Source organism: Reichenbachiella sp. (assembly GCF_039944555.1).
Classification (GTDB): domain Bacteria; phylum Bacteroidota; class Bacteroidia; order Cytophagales; family Cyclobacteriaceae; genus Reichenbachiella.
In genome coordinates this window covers 249,603-272,010 of sequence record NZ_JBDUYN010000006.1, presented here as the reverse complement: position 1 = coordinate 272,010, position 22,408 = coordinate 249,603, and the positions used below count along the sequence as shown (strand labels likewise).

21 protein-coding genes are annotated in these 22,408 nt (G+C 38.8%); 17 read left to right on the top strand and 4 right to left on the bottom strand.

Annotated elements, in window-relative coordinates; genetic code table 11:
* Positions 1-564 precede the first annotated feature (564 nt).
* From ABJD64_RS05940 to ABJD64_RS05930, 3 genes are all read left to right on the top strand, one after another.
* On the top strand, positions 565-1,047 hold the full coding sequence (locus ABJD64_RS05940; RefSeq protein WP_348179705.1) for a dCMP deaminase family protein: 483 nt from the start codon (positions 565-567) through the stop codon (positions 1,045-1,047).
* A 321-nt stretch (positions 1,048-1,368) separates the two neighbouring features.
* On the top strand, positions 1,369-2,709 hold the full coding sequence (locus tag ABJD64_RS05935; RefSeq protein ID WP_348179704.1) for an FAD/NAD(P)-binding oxidoreductase: 1,341 nt from the start codon (positions 1,369-1,371) through the stop codon (positions 2,707-2,709).
* Positions 2,706-4,508 (top strand): 4Fe-4S dicluster domain-containing protein, encoded by a 1,803-nt coding sequence (locus tag ABJD64_RS05930; protein WP_348179703.1) that lies wholly within the window; start codon positions 2,706-2,708, stop codon positions 4,506-4,508. Before ABJD64_RS05935 ends, ABJD64_RS05930 begins: the two co-directional genes overlap by 4 nt.
* 51 nt (positions 4,509-4,559) lie before the next feature.
* Here the strand turns inward: ABJD64_RS05930 and ABJD64_RS05925 are convergent, their stop codons facing one another.
* Positions 4,560-4,889, bottom strand: a complete 330-nt coding sequence (locus ABJD64_RS05925) for an iron-sulfur cluster assembly accessory protein (RefSeq protein WP_348179702.1) — start codon at positions 4,887-4,889, stop codon at positions 4,560-4,562.
* 146 nt (positions 4,890-5,035) lie between these two features.
* Here ABJD64_RS05925 and mce point away from each other — a divergent pair, with 146 nt between their 5' ends.
* The 5 genes from mce to ABJD64_RS05900 all read left to right on the top strand — a co-directional run bounded on the left by mce (position 5,036) and on the right by ABJD64_RS05900 (position 9,292).
* A complete protein-coding gene (gene mce / locus ABJD64_RS05920; protein ID WP_348179701.1) occupies positions 5,036-5,437 on the top strand; it encodes a methylmalonyl-CoA epimerase in 402 nt (133 codons plus the stop codon).
* On the top strand, positions 5,437-6,474 hold the full coding sequence (thiL, locus tag ABJD64_RS05915) for a thiamine-phosphate kinase (protein ID WP_348179700.1): 1,038 nt from the start codon (positions 5,437-5,439) through the stop codon (positions 6,472-6,474). Before mce ends, thiL begins: the two co-directional genes overlap by 1 nt.
* Before the next feature lie 257 nt (positions 6,475-6,731).
* Positions 6,732-7,196: a hypothetical protein gene (locus ABJD64_RS05910; protein ID WP_348179699.1), complete on the top strand. Its 465-nt coding sequence runs from the start codon at positions 6,732-6,734 to the stop codon at positions 7,194-7,196.
* Positions 7,197-7,331: 135 nt separating this feature from the next.
* Positions 7,332-7,760, top strand: a complete 429-nt coding sequence (locus ABJD64_RS05905) for a hypothetical protein (RefSeq protein ID WP_348179698.1) — start codon at positions 7,332-7,334, stop codon at positions 7,758-7,760.
* Between the two features lie 83 nt (positions 7,761-7,843).
* Positions 7,844-9,292, top strand: coding sequence for a trypsin-like peptidase domain-containing protein (locus tag ABJD64_RS05900; RefSeq protein ID WP_348179697.1), 1,449 nt, complete (start codon positions 7,844-7,846; stop codon positions 9,290-9,292).
* A gap of 22 nt (positions 9,293-9,314) precedes the next feature.
* Here the strand turns inward: ABJD64_RS05900 and dnaA are convergent, their stop codons facing one another.
* Positions 9,315-10,730, bottom strand: coding sequence for a chromosomal replication initiator protein DnaA (gene dnaA / locus ABJD64_RS05895; RefSeq protein ID WP_348179696.1), 1,416 nt, complete (start codon positions 10,728-10,730; stop codon positions 9,315-9,317).
* Positions 10,731-11,026: 296 nt separating this feature from the next.
* Between dnaA and ABJD64_RS05890 the strand changes: the two genes are divergently transcribed.
* Positions 11,027-12,733, top strand: a complete 1,707-nt coding sequence (locus tag ABJD64_RS05890) for a methylmalonyl-CoA mutase family protein (RefSeq protein WP_348179695.1) — start codon at positions 11,027-11,029, stop codon at positions 12,731-12,733.
* The gene (gene scpA / locus ABJD64_RS05885) at positions 12,730-14,871 is read left to right on the top strand and encodes a methylmalonyl-CoA mutase (RefSeq protein WP_348179694.1); all 2,142 of its coding nucleotides are present in this window, start codon (positions 12,730-12,732) and stop codon (positions 14,869-14,871) included. Before ABJD64_RS05890 ends, scpA begins: the two co-directional genes overlap by 4 nt.
* Here scpA and ABJD64_RS05880 read toward each other — a convergent pair whose 3' ends face one another.
* Positions 14,872-15,873 carry a pyruvate dehydrogenase complex E1 component subunit beta gene (locus ABJD64_RS05880; protein WP_348180397.1) on the bottom strand — a complete coding sequence of 334 codons (1,002 nt, stop codon included), beginning with the start codon at positions 15,871-15,873 and terminating at the stop codon, positions 14,872-14,874. It lies immediately after the preceding gene.
* Between the two features lie 270 nt (positions 15,874-16,143).
* Positions 16,144-18,027 carry a hypothetical protein gene (locus ABJD64_RS05875; RefSeq protein WP_348179693.1) on the bottom strand — a complete coding sequence of 628 codons (1,884 nt, stop codon included), beginning with the start codon at positions 18,025-18,027 and terminating at the stop codon, positions 16,144-16,146.
* Positions 18,028-18,062: 35 nt separating this feature from the next.
* On the opposite strand from ABJD64_RS05875, the gene ABJD64_RS05870 reads away from it, so the two are divergent.
* The 7 genes from ABJD64_RS05870 to fmt all read left to right on the top strand — a co-directional run bounded on the left by ABJD64_RS05870 (position 18,063) and on the right by fmt (position 22,398).
* Positions 18,063-18,278 (top strand): PspC family transcriptional regulator, encoded by a 216-nt coding sequence (locus ABJD64_RS05870; RefSeq protein ID WP_348179692.1) that lies wholly within the window; start codon positions 18,063-18,065, stop codon positions 18,276-18,278.
* A 108-nt stretch (positions 18,279-18,386) separates the two neighbouring features.
* A complete protein-coding gene (locus tag ABJD64_RS05865) occupies positions 18,387-19,334 on the top strand; it encodes an acetyl-CoA carboxylase carboxyltransferase subunit alpha (RefSeq protein WP_348179691.1) in 948 nt (315 codons plus the stop codon).
* Between the two features lie 8 nt (positions 19,335-19,342).
* The gene (locus ABJD64_RS05860; protein ID WP_348179690.1) at positions 19,343-19,897 is read left to right on the top strand and encodes a 1-acyl-sn-glycerol-3-phosphate acyltransferase; all 555 of its coding nucleotides are present in this window, start codon (positions 19,343-19,345) and stop codon (positions 19,895-19,897) included.
* Between the two features lie 27 nt (positions 19,898-19,924).
* Positions 19,925-20,140, top strand: a complete 216-nt coding sequence (locus ABJD64_RS05855; protein WP_348179689.1) for a hypothetical protein — start codon at positions 19,925-19,927, stop codon at positions 20,138-20,140.
* A gap of 1 nt (position 20,141) precedes the next feature.
* Positions 20,142-20,363 carry a membrane protein insertion efficiency factor YidD gene (gene yidD, locus ABJD64_RS05850; protein ID WP_348179688.1) on the top strand — a complete coding sequence of 74 codons (222 nt, stop codon included), beginning with the start codon at positions 20,142-20,144 and terminating at the stop codon, positions 20,361-20,363.
* Positions 20,364-20,459: 96 nt separating this feature from the next.
* Positions 20,460-21,401 (top strand): fatty acid desaturase, encoded by a 942-nt coding sequence (locus ABJD64_RS05845; protein ID WP_348179687.1) that lies wholly within the window; start codon positions 20,460-20,462, stop codon positions 21,399-21,401.
* 79 nt (positions 21,402-21,480) lie between these two features.
* Positions 21,481-22,398 (top strand): methionyl-tRNA formyltransferase, encoded by a 918-nt coding sequence (gene fmt / locus ABJD64_RS05840; protein WP_348179686.1) that lies wholly within the window; start codon positions 21,481-21,483, stop codon positions 22,396-22,398.
* The last annotated feature ends 10 nt before the right edge of the window (positions 22,399-22,408 follow it).

Sequence of the window (22,408 nt, the reverse complement as noted above, 5' to 3'; positions counted from 1 at the left end):
GTATAAGTTTTAATTAAATCCATTGATAATTTAAATACTAACAATCAGGAAGTTTTCAATCCGAGTCTTGGTTAACTGTTTGACAAGTACAGGGAAATATCTACATATTTTGACCATGATCTGTTTTTTGGTGCAATCATAGCAGAGAAAGTAGGAGGCTTCTTCATTCCTTCGGAATCAGCATCACTTCGGTGTAACTCTTCGAGTCTTAAGAGAAATCGAGTTTAAATCTACCTCTGAATAAAGCCTTTTTTTCCATCAGCACCGACGCGTGCTACAAGAGAAGGTGGTCATATATAAACTCGTATTATGAATCTTTTTGTGCTGATAGTTGTAGGTATTTACTGTCTATTGATACTCGAAGGATTATTGAGTTATCTGATGTCTTTCAAATTTCTAGTCAAATAGAAATAGCACGCCAATTTGTACTTTGAAACTTCGCTTATCTGTAAATTGCTGCTTTAAGAAAAGTGTGTTAAATCAACATGTTTAACAACCATCCACCGAGATGGCGCAGCGATTTTTGCGGCGCATCGGTGATCCACAAAATCAAATTTAAAAAAAATGAAAAGGCCTGATTTCGACGATATATACATGGAGCTGGCAGTTAATCTTGCCAAACGCTCGCATTGCATAAAAAGACACGTAGGGGCTGTATTGGTAAAGGAAACCAGAATCATCTCTATTGGATATAATGGACCACCTGCACATACTCACAATTGCGATGAGGAATTTCCTGAAACGGGTTGTGACAGGGATTCTAAAGGGAGTTGCACATTGGCGATTCATGCTGAGCAGAATGCTATTCTTTATGCGGTGAAAAATAACGCATCTGTAGAAGGTTCTAAACTGTATGTTACACTTTCACCTTGCTTATCCTGCGCCCGCATCATCTATTCGATGGGGATTTCGGAAATAATATACCTCAAATCTTATGCTGAATACAAGGGATTGAAGTCTGACGAAGGCATTGATTTTCTGGAAAAGTTTGGAGTTTCTTGTAAAAAGTATTTAGGACAGATTGCTGATTTGACAGCTTTGATTTGAATTAGGAGAGTCTAAAAAAAGGAAGGGGCTGCCTTTTGACGTGCAACCCCTAAACCAACCTAACCTAAACTTACCTCAACAACCTTAAATGTTGTAATTGAATGCTATTCTCAATATAACGATAATCGTGCCAAAAGGATATAGCTATTCGAAATATTTTTATAACGATACAAAGATAACAAGCCGTTGCTACACACAAAAGTATTGTGCGAAAAAAAGTAAAATTTACGGGTATTCGCTATTATTAGGAGAATTACCTAGTAATATGGAACTATATCGGTCCTATTTTTATTCTACTCTTAAACTTGAGCCTAGCAGCCTATGCAAAACCATGAACATGTCGTAATTATTGGAAACGGAATATCCGGAATTACGGCTGCCCGCCATTTAAGGAAGAACAGTGATTGCCAAATTACAGTGATTTCCGGCGAAACTGACTATTTCTATTCAAGAACTGCATTGATGTATATCTATATGGGTCATATGGAGTTTGAACATACTCAGCCTTATGAAAACTGGTTTTGGAAAAAAAATAAAATCGATTTAGTCAAGGCATGGGTCACTAATATTGATCCACAAAACAAGGTATTGAAGCTAGAGGGGAAAGAGGATATTTCCTATAATTCACTCATATTGGCAACGGGTTCTGTTTCTAACAAGTTTGGATGGCCTGGCCAAGATGCTAAAGGGGTTAGTGGTTTGTACAATGCACAGGATCTTCAATATATAGAAAATCATACCAAGGATGTGACTCGGGCCGTAATCATAGGCGGAGGGCTGATAGGTATTGAATTGGCAGAAATGCTTCATTCGAGACAGATTGATGTGACTTTTCTGGTGCGGGAAAAGAACTTTTGGGACATAGTATTGCCAGAAGGTGAAGCAAAAATGATCAATCAAGAGATCCTGGATCATCATATAGACCTAAGACTGGAAACGGAGTTGAAAGAAATAGTAACTAATGCAAACGGAGAGGTTGCAGCAGTTATCACTAATAATGGTGAAAAAATCGAGTGTCAATTCGTTGGATTGACTGTTGGGGTATCTCCAAATGTAAAGTGGTTAAAAGAGACCGGACTTGAAATCAACAGAGGAATCCTTGTGAATCAGTATTTGGAAACTAATCTTCCAGGCGTGTACGCAATTGGAGATTGCGCTGAACATAAATCACCATCACCAGGAAGAAGACCTGTGGAGCAAGTTTGGTACACTGGACGGATGATGGGAGAGGTTGTAGCTCAAACTATCGCTGGGCAGAGGAATACGTATAAACCAGGCATTTGGTTCAACTCTGCCAAATTCTTCAATATAGAGTATCAAACTTATGGATGGGTCAAACCTCAGTTAGATGAAGGCCACCTACAGTTTTATTGGCAAGCGGACGATGGTAAAAAATCTCTAAGGGTTGTTTTTGATGAACAAACATTGGCTGTTATAGGGGTTAATGTACTGGGCATTCGGATGAGACACGAAGTTTGGAATGAATGGATCAGTTCAGAACTTAAGGTTAATCAAATCATGGAACGTCTGGAAGAGGCCAATTTTGATCCGGAGTTTTTTAAAAAATATGAATACAGCATCAGAGAGTCATTCAATAATGAATTTGATTCTATGGCAATTAGAAACCAACGACCTTCTTTTATCAAAAGACTTTTCGCATGAACTATAAATTAATTCAAAATACAGGCCTGATTATTTTTCTCATTGGATTTGGCTCCTTCTTATTGACGTTTAGTAGTGAGAATTATAAGTTAACAGAAACTGCCATTGATCAGGCTCTTAAGGATCCGGTAAAGACAAGTCTTGTCAAAAGTTTTGGTGAAAACGAGCTATTAAAACGAACGTACACCAATGCGTTTGATTTTAACAATAACTTAGAAAAGACTTTTCTAGAGATTAATAAATATCAGTTAGAACGGTTTGGTTTGAATAATGAGCGAATCGATCAAATTGTGAATGCGATTGAAGGAAAGAAATTTACGATGGAAGAGGCTCAGCGTGCATTCAAGACCAAAGATGCGCTGACAGGCTTTCAGTGGGAAGCATTCAAATCGTATGGTGGCTGGCTCGATGGAAGGACTTTTGGATCTGAGGAAGAGCTTCTTTCTTCTTTAGCCATAGTGCAAGACAATATTGCCAAATATGGAGTACTCAATAAAAAGGGTTTCAATGAATATGAAATAAAAGACTTGAAATATCAGTTGACAAAGGCATCCTCGGTTGGTTGGGTTTCATCCTATGCTGGAACATCTTTATTCCTTATTTATGGCTTAAGCATTCTAGGTGCATTGATTTATATTCTGCCTAACAAAAAAGTTCTAGGCCCTGCTGGTATTAAGAATGATGGTACTTTTCATAGCAAAACAACAAACAAAGGTTGGATTGGGATACTATTGGGTAGTTTTCTAATACTTTTCTATATCGTACTCTATTTCTATCCAGAATACATGACGAGCTGGATTATCATGGTTGACCCTGTAAGTCAATGGCTAAAAGGATCAGATGCGGGTCGATTCTTTCTATATGGTTTTATTTACACCCTGGCCATTTTAGTGATGGGTGTTCGTATGATGATCAAATATAGACACAGTAAATACCAGCTTTGGAGAACCACTTCTGTAATGTTCTTTCAACTGGCCTTTGCATTTCTAATTCCTGAAATATTGATAAGACTTAATCAGCCCTATTTTGATTTCAAGAATATCTGGCCATTGGATTATGATTTCTTTTTTGACAACGAGCTAAACACATTGATCAATCATGGTGGTATTGGTCTGTTTATGCTGGGCTGGGGAATCGGACTTACTCTTCTTGGTGTTCCTATTATGGTTTACTTTTTTGGTAAAAGATGGTATTGTTCATGGGTTTGTGGATGCGGAGGATTGGCAGAGACCTTAGGGGATCCTTTTCGTCAGTTGTCGGATAAGTCATTGAAAGCCTGGAAATTTGAGCGCTTTTCTATTCATGGCGTGCTGGTCTTTGCTATCCTCATGACAGTGGGCGTACTATATACCTATTGGACCGGTGAAAGTGAATTACTTGGAATGAGCTCATATAAAATCAGATCTGTTTATGGAGGATGGATTGGAGCTGGTTTTGCGGGAGTGGTCGGCACAGGTTTTTATCCACTGATGGGAAATAGAGTCTGGTGCAGGTTTGGTTGTCCTCTGGCAGCCTATTTGGGGTTGGTTCAGCGATTTAAATCGCGATTTAGAATTACTACCAATGGAGGGCAATGTATTTCTTGTGGCAACTGTTCCACCTACTGTGAGATGGGAATTGATGTAAGATGGTATGCACAAAGAGGAGAAAATATTGTTCGTTCGTCGTGTGTAGGCTGTGGAGTCTGTTCAGCAGTATGTCCGAGAGGTGTTTTGAATTTGGAAAACAGAGCCGATGATAATCGGTTTGAGACAGCAGGTCTTATTGGAAATAATAGTTTTCCTGAGATAAAAAAGTAGCTGTGAAAATTTCACAGCTACAAAATTTTAAATGTTTTGAATAAGTTTGTTTTATACGGCGAAGCTCTCTCCACAACCGCAGGTTCGTGTGGCATTTGGATTCACAAATTGAAAACCTTTTCCATTCAAACCATCGGAAAAATCCAAGGTAGTATCTAGCAGGTAGAACAGGCTCTTTTTGTCAACGATTACTTTGACACCATTCTCGCCTTCAAAAACATCATCCTTGTCAGTGATTTGATCATCGAAAGAAAGGTCATACATCAGACCTGAACAACCACCTCCTTTTACAGAGACTCTTAGGTTGTGATTATCTGTATGGCCCTCAGCCCTCTTTAATTGTACGATTCTGTTTTGTGCTTTTTCAGATACGGTCAACATATTTTGTTTATTTCTGATGGGATTTAAAATACCCATTTGAATGTCCAACTTATAATAGTAGAAAACTCTTCGTCATCCAGAAAAGTTTCACTTTTTTTGCAAATCTAACGATTTATTTAGAATCGGTTTAAATAATTGGCCTACAAATGAAACTAGAACATATCGGTATTGCCGTAAAGAATTTGAGTAATTCTAATCAGCTTTTTGAGCAATTGTTTGGACAGTCAAACTATAAGGTGGAAGCTGTCGAATCAGAAAATGTTTCTACTTCTTTTTTTCAGGTAGGAGAATCTAAAGTGGAATTGCTTGAAGCTACGGATGAGAATAGCGCTATAGCCAAATTTATAGCCAAGAAGGGAGAAGGGATTCATCATTTGGCCTTTGAGGTGAAAGATATTTACGCCGAAATGAAGAGACTTGAAGGTGAAGGTTTCGAATTGATTAACAAAGAACCTAAAAGAGGTGCAGATAATAAGTTGGTTTGCTTTCTGCATCCAAAGTCAAGTAATGGAGTGCTGGTCGAATTATGTCAGGAAATTAAAAAATAATGTCAGAGAAGCAAGGAAAAAGAACAGAAATAGGGGAGATTGGAGAATTTGGTCTGATTGATCAACTGAGCTCAAAATTTACTGTAAAAAACGAATCAACACTTAAAGGTATCGGCGATGATGCTGCTGTACTTGGATCTGGGGATCAATTACAATTACTTTCAACAGACATGCTCTTGGAGGGTGTTCATTTTGATTTATCCTATATGCCTCTCCAGCATTTAGGTTACAAGGCGGTGTCTGTAAATGTATCCGATATAGCAGCAATGAATGGTCTACCCAAACAAATTACTGTAAGTATAGCGCTAAGTAACAGATTTTCTGTCGAAGCAGTAGAGGAGCTCTATAAGGGTATTCAGTTTGCATGTGAGGACTATTCAGTTGATTTGGTTGGTGGGGATACAACTTCATCACCTTCAGGTTTGGTCATTTCTGTGAGCGTAGTCGGGGAAGTGAAAAAGGACAGTATAGTCTATCGGAAAAACGCAGAAGAAAATGATATCATTTGTGTTACAGGTGACCTGGGAGGAGCTTTTCTAGGACTTCAAGTACTTGAAAGGGAAAAGGCAGTTTTTAAGGCTAATCCTGAAATGCAGCCGGAGCTTGAGAAGTATGATTATATTGTTAAACGTCAGTTGAAACCCTCTGCAAGAATGGATGTGATTCATGAATTAAGTGATTTGGGGCTAGTACCCACTTCCATGATTGATGTGTCGGATGGTTTGGCCTCCGAGTTATTTCATATTGCCAAAAGCTCTGAAGTAGGAGTGACCATATATGAAGACAAGCTTCCTATTGCAAAAATGGCGTTCGAGACGGCGGTAGAATTTAATATTGACCCTATGACTTGCGCACTTAATGGAGGTGAAGACTATGAGCTATTGTTTACCATCGGGCAAAATGAATTCGAAAAAATAAAAAATCATCCGGACATTGCAACCATTGGATATGTGGATAAAAAAGAGAAGGGTTTGAAAATGGTGACTAAGAATAATAACACAGTTGCTCTACAGGCACAAGGTTGGAAACATTTTTAGAACAGCTAAGTTCGTATTAATACTTATAACTTCAATAGATTCTTTTTTAATCAGTGACTTTTGGCTTCATAGAAAGGTGCTGTGGTGATTTGCCAAGTCATAATTAGAGTCGATCCAATCAATTTATCCCTATTTATAGTGAGTTCTAAATTCCAATTATTTAGGGATTACCTACCTTATTTAGATCAAGTAATTTTGTTTACACTTTGCATTAACACAGAGTGGCTCTTTTAATTGCGTAATCAAAATTAAGTGATATGAATGGTATTTTTTTAGACCTGAGAGATGATGAAATAGACCTCATGTATCGGACTCCAGCCTTGATAGCCTTACTCGTAGCTGGTGCCGATGGAAAAATTGATTCCAGGGAGATGAGATGTGCGGCAAAATTTGTTTCCGAAGCGCAAGATTTTTGGACACCTTATTTTCATGAAGTAGCTGAAAGGATGCCAATAATAATGGAGCGATCGAGAAAAGAAGCAACTGAAGATTTGGATTTGACCATGACCCGAATTACAGTATCTCTTCGTCAGCTCAATAGTGTATTGCCGAAATTGGCAAGACAGGACGCCATCAAATTTTACGATTTCTTATTACGATTATCTAAAGAAGTTGCAGGCGCTTCTGGAGGCATTTTTGGCTTCAATAAAATCAGCAAAGAAGAAGAGCTGATTATAAATCTACCAATGATAGATAACCCGGCCTATTTTCAACCTTGCTAAGACATCTTGGGAGTCATATTTCATGATGGAAAGTATTTAGATTTCAAATTCGGTAAAAATATTAGCGTAATTCTGCTATTTTTTTAAAATGATCTTAACTTTGTTTAAGTTGAGAAATTGTGGTCACAAGCAGAAATGAATACGTCAATTGAAATACCAAAAAATTCAAAGGTCTATTTGAATAAACCCTATGTTCAGGTTTTCTGGAATCCGCTCAATAAGATATTAACCAGCAGATGGACAGGGTTTTGCACTTATGATGAAATAAAGGCGGTAGCACAGCGAATTATCGATGCGGTCACCTTTGAAGGTGCGAGAAAAGTACTCTACGATGCCAGAGAAATAGAAGTGTTAGATGAAGACTCTCAGCGTTTCATTGCCGGTGATTTCACAAAGGAAATGATCAAGGTTGGAATTGAATATTCTGCTACCGTTTCACCCACAGATACTTTCGCTAAATTTTCCTTAGACGATATTCAAAGCTCAATAAAAATACCGGAGGCCTCAAATAATAAATTCTTCAAGACGGTAGACGATGCTTTTGATTGGCTCAAAAGCAAGTAAGCTTAACAATCTTTAACACCCCATTTTTAACTTCTCACTCAATACTTCGTAATTTTCTTCACAGAAATTAATGACGAATGATTATGTCGAGATATATTAAAATTGGTCTGATAGCCTTTTTGTCTGCTGGAATGGGTGTGTGGATAACTTTTCAGTATATTCAATTTACTGAGCTTCAAGGGTCTCAGTTGGATTTGAAGATTTCGAAAATTGATAAGGACAATACCCACTCGCAATTCATTAATGAGAAGCAAGTCGTATCCAGGTTGCTCCCCGCCGAAGATTTTGTAGATGCTTCTGAGCAGTCAACCAATAGCGTGGTTTTTATCAAAAATCTCAGTGTTATCAATTACCGCACTGGCCATTGGATGGACTGGTTTTTCGAGCCCCGTACATCGCAGCGAATCAGTACTGGGTCGGGAGTTATTCTCTCAGAAGATGGTTATATCGTTACCAACAATCATGTGATTGAAGATGCGGACGAAATTGAAGTTGTGCACAAGAAGCGCAGTTACAAGGGAATTGTTATCGGAGCAGATCCATCCACTGATTTGGCGGTAATCAAGGTTGATGTGAATGGTCTTCCGGCTATTGCTTTAGGGAATTCTGCAAATGTGAGGGTCGGAGAGTGGGTGCTAGCAGTAGGAAATCCTTTCAATTTGACATCAACTGTTACAGCAGGTATAGTTTCGGCAAAAGGCAGGAACATAAATATTCTGAAGGATAAATTTCCGATTGAATCCTTTATACAAACAGATGCTGCTATTAATCCAGGAAATAGCGGTGGAGCGCTGGTCAATCGAAATGGCGAACTGATTGGGATAAATACAGCCATACTCTCAATGACAGGTTCCTATGCGGGGTATGGCTTTGCGGTGCCTATTGATATAGTCAAGAAGGTATTTAACGATATCGTTCAGTACGGAGAAGTACAAAAAGCCTTTTTTGGAGCTGAGTTTGCAGATATCGATAATGAAATTGCCGAAGAATTAAATATTAACGACCTAAATGGAGTTATTATCACTCATGTTCAAAAGGGTTGGGCGGCAGACGAAGCGAATATTGAAAAAGGTGATATTATTATTGAAATCAATGGGGAACCATTACTGGATAAGGCCCAGTTAGAAGAAACGATAGGATACAAATATCCGGGAGATTTGATACAACTCACATTGAAAAGGGGTAATAAGAATGTGACAAAAACACTTGAGTTTACCAACAGGGAGGGGACGAAAGAAGTATTGAAGCGCATGGTTTACGAGTCTCAATCATTGAAAGCTACCTTTGAGTCTATATCCAAAGCCGAAAGAGATTTGTTAGGCGTCGAATCGGGAATTAGGGTTGTTAGTGTTGGAAGTGGATTCTTCAGAAAATTGGATATACCAGAAGGCTTTATTATTACTGAAATTAATCACAGCAATATTGAGACACCGCAAGAACTGGAAGAAATACTAGAAAGGATAAGGGGAAAGGTGATTGTGTCTGGAATTACTACTTCAGGTAGAAAAGTTTACTACCCATATTTATTTTGATAAAGAAATTTAAAATGAAAGCCTAAATGGCTTTCATTTTAAATTTCTTTTTTAGCTCCGAGAAAGAAGACCTGAATCGCGCATCTGTATCAAGCATGTCGTTAACTGATTGGAGTGCATGAATTACTGTGCTGTGATCTCTTCCACCGAAATGGCTACCGATGCTTTTTAAAGAATGATTGGTATAATCCTTTGAGAAGTACATGGCTAATTGCCTGGCAATTACGATCTCTTTTTTACGGGTTTTAGCTTTCAAGTCATCAGACGAAACATTGAAATATTCTGAAACCGTTTTTTGAATATAATCAATGCCAACTTCTGATTCGATGTTCTTAACTATTGATTTTAAAGTTTGCTTGGCCAGCTCAAGATCAATGTCTGTTTTGTTTAGAGAAGAATGTGCCACAAGGGATATTAGTACACCTTCCAACTCTCTGATATTGGTGTCTACACTATATGCTAGATACTCTAATACTTTGTCATCAATAATCAGTCCATCATCTTGAAGTTTCTTCTGAATGATAGCTAGCCTTGTCTCAAAATCAGGGTTCTGTAAATCAGCTGTAAGTCCCCATTTAAATCTGGACACTAACCTCTCTTGAAGTCCCTGCAGTTCGGTAGGAGGTCTATCACTCGACATCACGATTTGCTTTCCATTTTGGTGCAAATGATTGAAGATGTGAAAGAAAATTTCTTGAGTCTTTACCTTATCCTTGAAGAACTGTACGTCATCAATAATCAAGGTGTCAACATTAAGGTAATAATTGGTGAAGTCTTGTAGATTATTATTCTTGAGCGCTTCAATAAATTGATTAGCGAATTTTTCCGAAGCTACATACAGCACAAAGTTGTCCGGTGATTCTTCCTTGATTTTGTTACCAATGGCCTGAGCCAAATGTGTTTTTCCCAGACCGACGCCTCCATAAATCATCAATGGATTGAATGACGTTACACCTGGCTTCGTAGCTACAGCATATCCGGCTGATCGTGCTAACCTATTGCAATCTCCTTCAATGTACGTATCAAAGGTGTTTTCGGGGTTTAAATTGGACTTTTGATAACAGCCGTCAATAGCCTGAAGCGCGAAAGGACTCGCGAAACGCTGATTTTGATCCCCCTTGATTTGTCCAAATTTAGAAATCCCGTTTTTTTGAGCCAAATTCACTGTATATGGCTGATTGGTAGAATTCCCCTGGTCTATAATTACTGAATACTCTAATTTTCCTTCTTCTCCTATTGCAGCTTGAATTGCTGCTTTAAGTACTTGCACGTAATTGTCCTCTAACCACTCATAAAAGAATTGAGAAGGAACCTGGATGGTGAGTACGGGATGTGTAAATTTTATAGGAATAATTGGTGCAAACCAAGTTTTGAAGCTTTGTTCGGGAATTTTAGACCCGACGAATTCTAAACACTTATCCCATATTTTTACATGCATTCGTTTAAAATTGTTGGTGGTTAAAAACTGATTATTTTCAACTTTCTTTCTCTAGCGGACATCAAATTTGAGGAAAAAATAATTAACAAAAAAATCAAATGAGTATTGACTTTTTGGATAATTGTTCTATCATGTATAGGCCTTTGTTTTTTTTTAAAATTCTTTGAAAAATGCAATTTTCAGAAAGATCGCTATAATCGCCTCTGAGGGCTTTATTCGCCACTTTTCAATAATTAATTGGCATTTTTTCCTTCTTCGTGGCGAACACCTTAAATTGCGAATACTACCCAAAAATTATGATAAAAGAATACAATTTTGACGAGTTTGCCATCGCTTCAAGGTCACAATGGAGAGATAAGCTCAACAAAGATCTTGGTACTGATTTGGCCGATCGAATTTCAAATTGGACATCAGAAAGAAATCTCAAGTTGTCAGCTTATCATGACAAAGAAGATGTTAACCTGGGAATGACTGTTCCGGAAGGAGTAAATAGATCATGGAAATATTTACAACCAATTGATTTAGTCGATACAAAAGAATCCGTGCAAGATGCTTTGATGAATGGCGCGGATGGACTTCTGCTCAATGACGTTCTGATTATGAGTTTGGATGCAGTATTTGAACAGGTAGCTCCAGAGCATTGCACATTGGCTGTGACCACGTCTAACGTTGAGAGTTACAAAAAAATCACAACCTGGTGTGATCAAAAAATTGGAACACAGAATCAATCTGATTTCCTGTTATTTTATAATAATGATAAGATCTCTTCAACGGTTACGACTGCGCATCAAAATTTTATGAAGGAGGTTTTTCATATTGGAAGCAGAAAAGGGCACAAAGTAATAAATCTCGATTGTGGACTTGTTCAAAGGAATGGTGGATCAGTTCAGCTCGAGTTATCTTATTTATTGACTCAAAGTGTTTATTACATAAACAGACTGATTGACGAAGGTAAGGACATCAATTCTATTTCTAATAGCTTATTTATTAGCACATCTATTGGATCAAATTTTTTTCTTGAGTTGGCGAAGTTGCGTGCGATGAAAATATTAATGACTCAGGTTCTACAGGCCTATGGTATAGAAAATTTTTCACTTCCTATACATGCCTTTACCTCATCATTGAGCAAATCCATTTTGGATGAAAACACCAACTTTCTTAGATGTACCTCTGAAGCTATGTCAGCTGTTCTTGGCGGAACTGACTATCTCACTATTATTCCACACCACAGTCTACGCTTTGCAAGCAGAATCGCTCGTAATATCTCTAATCTTTTGAAAGATGAGTCGAATTTGGCTAAGACGGAAGACCCAGCGGCCGGTTCCTACTACCTCGAGAACTTGACTGAAAAACTTGCAAGAGAGGTTTGGAAATCTTTTCTAGACATAGAAAAAAAAGGTGGCTTTGAAGCCGCTGTAAGTGAAAGGTTCTTTGAACAAGAAATTGAAAAGGATCTTGAATTTCAAAGAGCTAGAATTGCCTCGGGTAAACGGAAGCTGGTAGGGGTTAATGATTTTGGTAACGAATCTGAACAAATTCCCATCGATAAACACAGACGTGAGAGAGTGTCACTATCCCAAAATTTTGAAGAGATTAGACAACAGGTCGAAGAATATGTATTGGAATACGGCGAAGAGAAGAGACCAATTGCCTATTTGCTAGGAGTAGGAGCAGATGCTAAGATGATCAATGCCAGGTTTACGTTTGCTACAAATTTCTTTAACTGGTCAGGTATTAAGGTAAAAAAAATAGATGAAGAAGAAAAACTTGGAGTAACATCAATAATTATTTGCTGTGGCGCTGATGATGACTATGATGAGGCGACAGTTAGCCCAGCCCTGTTAGGTCTTGAATCGTCAATAATGGTTTTGGCTGCAGGAAAACACAACTCCGCAGCATCAGGGAAAATATCAAGTTGGATAAATACCAGAACCAACAGACTTGAAGGAGTTAGAAGTGTTTTGATGGAAATGGGAGTCATCAAAAAATCATCAGTTTTATGAAAAAGCCAGATTTTTCAAAAATAAGTTTTGACCAATTAGATTGGAAAACTAAAGAAAATAAAGATTTACGAGGTTCATTTAATTCGCCAGAAGGAATCGCAATTAACACACGGTATAATTCTGAAGACATAAAAAATGCAAAGCAGATTGGCTTTAGTGCTGGCTTACCACCTTTCTTAAGAGGTCCGTATTCTGCAATGTACGCATCCAGACCATGGACCATCAGACAGTATGCAGGTTTCTCAACTGCGGAAGAGTCTAATGCATTTTACAGAAGAAATTTAGCGTCAGGTCAGAAGGGACTTTCTATCGCCTTTGATTTGGCTACGCATCGTGGCTATGACTCAGATCATGAACGGGTATCAGGTGACGTGGGTAAAGCAGGAGTAGCTGTCGACTCAATATTGGATATGGAAATCTTATTTGACCAAATCCCATTGGATCAAATGTCAGTTTCTATGACTATGAATGGTGCAGTACTGCCAATTATGGCATTCTATATTGTGGCTGCTGAAGAACAAGGGGTGGATAAATCTCTTTTGAGTGGTACTATTCAGAATGACATTCTAAAGGAATTTATGGTGAGAAACACCTTTGTGTACCCACCAAAACCTTCAATGCGCATCATATCTGACATCTTTAAATACACCTCAGAACATATGCCCAAGTTCAATTCTATTAGTATTAGTGGGTATCATATGCAGGAAGCCGGAGCAACGGCAGATTTGGAATTGGCATTTACACTGGCGGATGGTTTAGAGTATTTACGAACCGGAGTCGAAGCTGGTATAGATGTGGATGTGTTGGCACCTAGGCTTTCATTCTTTTGGGCTATAGGCATGAACCATTTTATGGAAATAGCCAAGATGAGGGCAGCTCGCATACTCTGGGCTAAGATAGTTAAGACTTTTAATCCTAAAAATCCAAAGTCAATGGCATTGAGAACACATAGCCAGACCTCAGGGTGGAGTCTTACAGCCCAGGATCCTTATAATAACATAGCTAGAACTTGTCTTGAAGCCATGGCAGCTGCTTTCGGGCATACACAGTCCTTACATACAAATGCGCTGGATGAGGCGATTGCTTTGCCAACAGACTTCTCTGCTCGTATTGCAAGAAACACACAGATTTACCTTCAGGAAGAAACCGATATTACTAAAGTTGTTGACCCATGGGCAGGTTCGTACTATGTTGAATACTTAACGGATCAGTTGGCGAGAAAAGCATGGGATATTATTACTGAGATAGAAGAAATGGGAGGAATGGCTAAGGCAATAGAGACAGGCATGCCAAAGCTAAAAATTGAGGAAGCTGCTGCGAGAAAACAAGCTCGAATAGATACTGGTAAAGACGTCATTGTGGGAGTAAATAAATATCTTACAGAGGAAGAAACCGATATTGAATTACTCGAAGTTGACAATGACGCAGTTAGGAATTCACAAATCGAGAGATTAAAAAAACTTAAAGCAGATCGAGATCAAAATGCAGTAGATGCAGCTTTAGGAGAACTAACCAAGAGTGCAAATACTGGAGAGGGTAATCTTCTGGACCTATCCGTCAAGGCAGCAAGGGTCAGAGCTTCACTCGGTGAGATATCGACAGCTATCGAAGTGGCTTTTGGGCGTCATGTTCCAAAGACCTCCGCTGTGTCAGGCGTATTTGCTAAAGAGGTAAAAGACAACAAGGAGATTTTGAAAGTACAAGACTTAGTTGAAAAATTTGAAGAGTTAGATGGGCGAAGACCGAGAATCATGGTTGCAAAAATGGGGCAAGACGGCCATGATCGTGGAGCAAAGGTAATTGCTACAAGTTTTGCCGATTTGGGTTTTGATGTTGATATTGGTCCTTTATTTCAAACCCCAGAAGAGGTAGCTAAGCAGGCTACAGAAAATGATGTGCATGTGATCGGAGCATCAAGTTTGGCAGCTGGACATAAAACATTAATCCCTGCACTCATCAGCGAACTGGGAAGACTCAAAAGAGAAGATATAATGGTAATTGCAGGAGGAGTGATACCCCCTAAAGATTATCAGTTCTTATTTGATTCTGGTGTTAGCGGTGTTTTTGGTCCCGGAACTAAAATTGCCGACGCAGCTACAGATATTCTGGAAAAGCTTATCAAGCAGGTGCAGCAATAATTATTGCTGCACGTACATAATCTCCTTTACTGCTTTTACAGTTCTTTCTACGTTAGGAAGAATTTCTTCAATCAATGTAGGAGCATAAGGTAGAGGCACATCCCTGTTGGTAATTCTGTGGATAGGTGCATCCAGATGGTCAAATGCTCTTTTTTGTACAATGTGGCTGATTTCAGCAGAAATTGAAGCAAGAGGCCAGGCTTCTTCTACAATTACTAGTCTATTCGTTTTCTTTACAGATTCGATAACTGTATTATAGTCTATCGGTCTGACAGTCTTCAGGTCAATCACTTCAGCATCAATGCCTTCTTTAGCCAATTCTACAGCAGATGCATTTGCTACTTTCATGAATTTCCCAAAAGAAACGATTGTAACGTCAGCCCCTTGTTTCACTACTTCTGCCAATCCAATAGGGATTAGGTATTCGCCCTCCGGCACCTGTCCTTTATCGCCGTACATCAGTTCTGACTCCATGAAAATAACGGGGTCATTGTCCCTGATGGAAGACTTTAGAAGCCCCTTTGCATCAGCAGGATTGGAAGGCACCACGACCTTCAATCCTGGAGTGTTGGCAAACCAGTTTTCAAAATTCTGAGAGTGCTGTGAACTAAGCATACCAGCGTTACCAGTTGGACCTCTGAACACGATAGGTACATTGAATTGCCCTCCCGACATAGACATCATCTTGGCAGCACCATTGATTACCTGATCGATGGCAACTAAAGAAAAGTTGAACGTCATAAATTCAATGATCGGACGGAGTCCGTTCATACCCGCTCCAACGCCTATACCTGCAAATCCTAGTTCTGCAATTGGAGTGTCGATTACTCTTTTCGCACCGAATTCGTCAAGCATACCCTGACTGACTTTATACGCACCGTTGTATTCAGCTACCTCTTCGCCCATAAGAAATACCGATTCGTCTCTTCGCATTTCTTCGCTCATTGCCTCTCTTAGGGCCTCTCTGAATTGTAATTCTTTCATCTGTTGATTCTTTTTTATCTATCAGGTGGAATCTCCATGTCTTCGTCACTCGTCTAATTTAATAGACTAGGAACATGTTGATTTCATCTGAAATTTATTTTAACCTTATAGCTTGGGTGCGTCGTTTTTCAATAGTTTAAAAACATCCTCGGGATGAATTTTAAGACCGCTAAATTATGACAAAGGGGGCAATATCACAATCAAACGGCAATAAATAGGATGAGAGGGAAACAAAAAAGTCTCACTTCAGGTTAGAAGTGAGACTTTCCATTCAAATGATTTTTAATCTTAGTTTAGCGCCTCAGCTACCTGAGAAGCATAATTTGAAAATTCAAGATCGTTTAACGCCTTTTCTTTCAATTCAGGATCTTTTTCAATAGCCATTTTAAGACTGCTTAACATATCTGCATCGTTTCTTAGTCGAGCAGAAGCTACAGCAGAAGCATAATAAGCTTTTGCAAATTCAGCACTTTGTTCAGTAGCATTACCGAACCCTGTTACAGCATTTTCATAATCTTTGTTTAGCAATAATGCCAAACCTCTATTGAAAGCAACAGAAGTTGATTCTTTAGCAGATTTCAAGGATTCGAAAGCCGCATCGTATTCACCTCTTTTGATTTCCAAAGAACCTTTTACAGCATTCATGCCAGAAGCATGATCAGCTGATGGGTTTTTTTCCAATCCAGCAACTACTGCATCATATGCCTGATTTTTGTCGCCTTGCATTGCATAAGCTGTTGCCATGTTAGCCAATACCTCAGCCGCGTTATTTTTGTTAGATGCAATTTCCAACTGAGTAATTGCCATTTCAACTTTAGAAGTACGGTCAGCACCTTCAGCAGCAGCGGCCATTTCAAGGTATACTGCGCCCAAGTTGTTGTGTGACTGCCAACTGCCATCTTTTTTAGTAGCAGCTTTAAAAATTGCTTCTCTTTCTGTCAAAGAAGGAGTTAAAGTGGCAGCAAACATCAATTCTTCACTTGATAAAGTATCTGCACTTGCAGTTCCTTCTCCAATTTGCTTGGCCAGAACGGCAATTTCAGCATTCGTTTTCTTTTCTTTTACAGTCAAGACTTCAGTCTTGGCAGCCCTTAGGCCAGGATAGATATCTTTGAAGATAGCTTTATACGAATCTAATTTCTGCAAAGCCTTTTCTTTATCTTCGAATACACCAGCACCGTTAACTACTTTTAAAACTTCAGACTTCTGAGCGTCAGATACGCCTTCAAAAGCGCTTAAAGCATCTTTAAATGCTGTCCAATCTTCAACAACAGGCTTAAGAATAAAATTGATAGAGTCAGCCATGTCTTTGTAGTCATATCGTCTCATCTGGCTTCTGTAGTACTTTTCGATAGCCTTGGCTCTATCACCAGACAAACCTGAGTTGATAGTTTCAGTACCTTCAGGAGAGTGAGTACCAGTAATGGTTACTGTTCTAGTTACGTTTTTGTCAGCAATAAAGGCAGCAAATTCTTTTCCTTTTTCACTACGAGTCTCAGAACTTTTCAATACTGAACGTCCTTGATCAAAAAAGAAATCTACGTTAGTTGGAATTAGCTCTTCCTGATCGTTGTATCCATGGAAAGCATATGCGCTGTAGAATTCATCTTCAACTAATCGAGAAGTTGTGATGATACCCTTTGCAGCTTCGTATCTTGGAGTTTCTGCACTTTTTCCGTTTTGATCTACGGCGGTGCCTTGTACTTCTAATACCCCTTGACTCATCGCAGGGTCATACAAGAAACTATAAGAATCGCTTTTTCTTGAAGTCGTCGTTTTACTGTCAGGAAAGTCTGCGGCATCAAATGCCATTTTTCCTACTTCTACATCGTTATCACCAGATTTATAGTAGGTGGTTAGATTATATGCATATTTTTGTGGAAGCATTTTCGCTGGTAGTACCACAGACATGTCGGCTTTCACTGAGTCACCATGTAGTTCAAGTGGATTAGGTACTACGTCTACCTGCTGGGTTGCAGCAAGCTTCACCATGTTGTTCAGGGCACTACAGCCTGATAACATTGTTAAGCCTACAAAAAAGGCTATTACAACATTCGATTTTCTCATTTGAATAATTGTTTTATTAAAATTGATATAACTTTTTGTACTTATTTTCGGAATAATTGCAATAATACGGAAAAAATAAATATATCCTAAACTTATATAACACAAATAAATTGAGCGTTTTACGTTAATTTTGCATCATTATGATAGGAGTACAGGAATTTTTTGAGAAATACGCTTTTGGGGTTTGTACACGACTTGGAGAGAAGTTAAGAATTCCCACGTCCAGTATTAGATTATTCTTTATCTATACATCGTTCCTAACGTTCGGTTCGCCATTGCTAATTTATTTGATGCTGGCTTTCGTTATGAATTTCCGAAAGCACATGCGGAGACGGCATTCGCTTTGGTATTATTGAATGGAGCCCGTTGTTGAGCCTTGAATTTCATTTGCATAAACTGTTTCAAGCTAACTGTCAATTAGGATTTTATTTTTAGGTTTGCATTCCAAATTTCATCATTAATCTATGCTATTAGAATTTGAAAAGCCCATTGCAGAGCTTGAGGAAAAGCTGGCTGACATGAAAATGCTTGCATCCAACAACGATGTCGATGTGAGTGAAGCTGTCAAGTCTCTTGAGAAAAAAATCAAAAAACTTAAAAAGGATACATTTGATAATCTGACACGCTGGCAGCGGGTCCAGTTGTCTCGCCATCCTGATAGACCCTATACGCTTGATTATATTTATGAGATTACCGAAGAGTTTGTCGAAATTCATGGTGATCGAACAGTAAAAGATGACAAGGCTATGGTTGGTGGGTTTGCTTCTATTGAAGGACAAACCGTGATGATTATTGGCCAGCAAAAAGGTCGAAATACCAAAGATCGCCAGAAAAGGAATTTTGGCATGGCTAACCCAGAGGGGTACAGAAAGGCGCTACGCCTGATGAAAATGGCAGAAAAATTCAATAAACCAATTGTTTGCCTTATTGATACTCCGGGAGCATACCCAGGCCTTGAAGCGGAAGAAAGAGGGCAGGGTGAAGCCATTGCCCGAAATCTCAAAGAAATGTTCATGTTGAAGGTGCCAGTGATCTGCGTGATTATCGGTGAAGGGGCCTCGGGAGGAGCCTTGGGTATTGGTATCGGAGATAGGGTACTAATGATGGAAAATTCTTGGTATTCTGTAATTTCTCCTGAAAACTGTTCAACAATACTATGGAGAAGTTGGGATTATAAAGAGCAGGCAGCAGAAGCTTTGAAACCTACCGCAATTGATATGAAAAATAACGGTATGGTAGACGATATCATTAAAGAACCGGTCGGTGGTGCACACGTCGATGCCTCAGCAGCGGCTAAGGAACTCAAAAAGGTACTTCTTGAAAATCTCAAGGTGTTGGATAAAATTTCTCCTGAAGAGCGAATTGATAAACGGATAGAGAAGTTTAGTCAAATGGGTGTTGTGGCTTCATAGTCTGAGATATGATCAGAATACTTGCCAGGTTTATTTTTATTACCTTATTAGGCTGGACAATTAAAGGTACCATTTCTGAAAATACAAAGAAGTGTGTTATTGCGATAGCACCACATACAAGCTATTGGGATTTTTTTATTGGCGTTATTGTACGCCCAATCAAAAATCTACGATCTTCTTTTCTGGTAAAAAAGGAAGTTTATAAGTTAGCACCTATTGGATGGTTGGTTACATATATGGGAGGTATTCCGGTTGACCGCGGTAGAAATAATAGCAATTTGATCGATCAGGTGATTCGTGTCTTCAAAGAACGCGAAGTCATGAGGCTGGCCATTACACCAGAAGGTACTCGTTCTAAAGTGACGGATTGGAAAACAGGCTTTTATAGAATAGCAGTGGCAGCGAATGTACCGATTGTACTTTGTAGTTTTAATTTCGAAAAAAAAGTAGTTGAATTCATGGAGGAGTTTCATCCTTCAGGAAATATGGCCGAAGACATAGCATACATTAGAAGTCAATTTGTTGGGATTCCTGGTAAGCATCCGGAACTTGGAGTTGACTAAATCAGTATATATACCAAAGTCAATGGCATGACATTAATAATTATATTTTTGATAGTAGCCGCAACTCTTCAAGTTGGTATCTTTCTTTATTCAAGAAACCTTAAGAAGCAATGGAAGAGCGATGACGTACTGACTAAATATAATATCAAATCTCGAAGTGACTTGTTTGCAGCCTTGAATCGTCGGGATATTCCAGAAGAAGACCTGACTAAGCTCAACGATATTTATGATCAGCCGGAATAGTATGAATTCCTTCATTAAGAAAATATTCTTAATTCCCATCTGGATATATCAATATAGCATTTCTCCGTTGTTTCCTTCTTCATGCAGGTTTACTCCCACTTGTTCTCAATACACAAAAGAAGCCATTATTAAACACGGTGTATGGAAGGGGATAGGTCTTGGAATCCGGCGTATAGCCAAATGTCATCCCTGGGGATCTAGTGGCTATGATCCCGTGCCTTAATAAGCTAAATGACCTAAATCATGGATTTAGCTATGGCCACTATTTTTAAGACAACAAAACAAAGTTATCTTTGCGGTCTAATTAAACAGAACAACATTGGAAAAGAAAAAAGGATTTTATTGGTCTGAGGAGCGAGAGCCGCATTTCAGAAGGAGAAAGGAAATTCTTGCACAACATCCTGAAGTAAAAGAGCTTTATGGTATTGACAATGGCCTGAAGTTTAAAATTCTTGGTTTGGTCATTTTTCAATTGGTGACGGCACCATTTATTGCCGAAATGGCCTGGTACTGGTACGTACCGATTGCATACATTTTTGGCGCCTCTGTAAGCCATACGATTTTCCTTGCTATTCATGAACTAAGCCATGATTTGGCTTTTAAAAAGAAAGTTTATAATAATTGGTTAGCACTCGTGGCCAATATTCCTATCGTCGTGCCATATGCAATTTCCTTTAAGACTTATCACCTCAAACATCATTGGGAACAAGGTGATGAACATAACGATACTGATTTGCCCACGCAGGTAGAAGCAAAAATATTTCGAGGCTTGGTAGGGAAAGTACTTTGGGCGACCAATCAAATTTTGTTTTACGCGTTCAGACCGATGTTTGTCCACCCAATTAAACTAGAGAAGTGGCACATATATAATATTGTTTTTCAATTGGCTACGATTGGGATCTATTGGTACCTAGTCGGTACCGGGGCAATTATCTATTTGTTGATTTCTATCTTTCTGGCGGGTAGTTTACACCCTTTGGCTGCTCATTTCATTGCAGAGCACTATGTGTTTAAGGAAGGTCAGGAAACCTATAGCTACTATGGGTTTCTCAATAAATTCGCTCTGAATGTGGGATATCACAATGAACACCACGACTTTCCAAATATCCCTGGAACCCGATTGCCCAAACTCAAAGAGACAGCACCGAGCTTTTACGATAATTTGTTCGTACATAAATCTTGGATTAATGTAATCGTCCAATTTATTACAAATCCTAAAATTGGTCTTAGCAGCAGAATCAAAAGAAACAATAGCATTTAGTCTTTTAATATTCTTTTAAGTAGAATAGAAACTCTGCACTAATCCGAGTAATTTCGAGCTTGAAAACAAGTGAGAGAATATGCGAATAGTATTTATGGGGACACCTGAGTTTGCGGTGCCCAGTCTTAAAATTTTGCATGAAAATGGCTATCAAATAGTAGGAGTAATCACTGCCCCGGACAAGCCTAAGGGAAGGGGGAAGAAACTTCAAGGAACACCGATAAAAGAGTTTGCCGAAAGTGTAGGGTTGAGGATTTTACAACCGACAAATTTGAAGTCCGATGAATTTCTTGCTGACCTGTCTGCCTTGAAGGCTGATCTTCAAATTGTGGTAGCATTCCGTATGTTGCCAGAGGTGGTTTGGAATATGCCTCCGAAAGGAACTTTTAACTTGCATGGTTCTCTACTGCCGCAGTACCGAGGAGCTGCACCCATCAACTGGGCAATTATGAATGGGGAGTCGGAAACCGGTGTAACTACTTTTTTCCTTAAACATGAAATCGACACTGGAAGTATAATCTTACAAGATCAGGAACCTATTCATCCTGATGATACTGTTGGCGACGTTTACATCAGACTGATGAATAAGGGAGCTGATCTAGTACTTAAAACGGTTAGAGCTATTGAAGCAGATCAGGTAGAACCTCTACCTCAAATTGAAATACCAAATTTGAAGTCTGCACCAAAGATTCATAAAGAAACATGCGAAATCAATTGGAATCAAAACAGTGAGACCGTTAGGAATTTTATTCGTGGCCTATCTCCTTATCCTGCTGCATGGACCACTATTTCAGGTAAGAAATTTAAAATTTACAAGGCTGAGCATTCCACTGAACGAACAAGCAAGGATAGGGATACGGGAGACTTCATTACTGATAACAAAAATTATCTAGCCATCAATACCACCAATGGCTGGCTTGATATTTTAGAACTCCAAATGGAAGGAAAGAAACGGATGTCAGTAGAAGATTTACTCAGAGGATATAAATTTGACTGAAACTATAACG

Bases quoted from the DNA above. Each gene is read 5' to 3' on its own strand.
- ABJD64_RS05855 (WP_348179689.1), top strand. From the start codon at position 19,925: ATGACATTAATAATTATATTTTTGATAGTAGCCGCAACTCTTCAAGTT.
- fmt (WP_348179686.1), top strand. From the start codon at position 21,481: ATGCGAATAGTATTTATGGGGACACCTGAGTTTGCGGTGCCCAGTCTT.
- ABJD64_RS05935 (WP_348179704.1), top strand. From the start codon at position 1,369: ATGCAAAACCATGAACATGTCGTAATTATTGGAAACGGAATATCCGGA.
- ABJD64_RS05890 (WP_348179695.1), top strand. From the start codon at position 11,027: ATGATAAAAGAATACAATTTTGACGAGTTTGCCATCGCTTCAAGGTCA.
- ABJD64_RS05900 (WP_348179697.1), top strand. From the start codon at position 7,844: ATGTCGAGATATATTAAAATTGGTCTGATAGCCTTTTTGTCTGCTGGA.
- ABJD64_RS05910 (WP_348179699.1), top strand. From the start codon at position 6,732: ATGAATGGTATTTTTTTAGACCTGAGAGATGATGAAATAGACCTCATG.
- ABJD64_RS05925 (WP_348179702.1), bottom strand. From the start codon at position 4,889: ATGTTGACCGTATCTGAAAAAGCACAAAACAGAATCGTACAATTAAAG.
- ABJD64_RS05865 (WP_348179691.1), top strand. From the start codon at position 18,387: ATGCTATTAGAATTTGAAAAGCCCATTGCAGAGCTTGAGGAAAAGCTG.
- ABJD64_RS05905 (WP_348179698.1), top strand. From the start codon at position 7,332: ATGAATACGTCAATTGAAATACCAAAAAATTCAAAGGTCTATTTGAAT.
- ABJD64_RS05860 (WP_348179690.1), top strand. From the start codon at position 19,343: ATGATCAGAATACTTGCCAGGTTTATTTTTATTACCTTATTAGGCTGG.
- thiL (WP_348179700.1), top strand. From the start codon at position 5,437: ATGTCAGAGAAGCAAGGAAAAAGAACAGAAATAGGGGAGATTGGAGAA.
- dnaA (WP_348179696.1), bottom strand. From the start codon at position 10,730: ATGCATGTAAAAATATGGGATAAGTGTTTAGAATTCGTCGGGTCTAAA.
- ABJD64_RS05930 (WP_348179703.1), top strand. From the start codon at position 2,706: ATGAACTATAAATTAATTCAAAATACAGGCCTGATTATTTTTCTCATT.
- ABJD64_RS05940 (WP_348179705.1), top strand. From the start codon at position 565: ATGAAAAGGCCTGATTTCGACGATATATACATGGAGCTGGCAGTTAAT.
- mce (WP_348179701.1), top strand. From the start codon at position 5,036: ATGAAACTAGAACATATCGGTATTGCCGTAAAGAATTTGAGTAATTCT.
- ABJD64_RS05870 (WP_348179692.1), top strand. From the start codon at position 18,063: ATGATAGGAGTACAGGAATTTTTTGAGAAATACGCTTTTGGGGTTTGT.
- yidD (WP_348179688.1), top strand. From the start codon at position 20,142: ATGAATTCCTTCATTAAGAAAATATTCTTAATTCCCATCTGGATATAT.
- scpA (WP_348179694.1), top strand. From the start codon at position 12,730: ATGAAAAAGCCAGATTTTTCAAAAATAAGTTTTGACCAATTAGATTGG.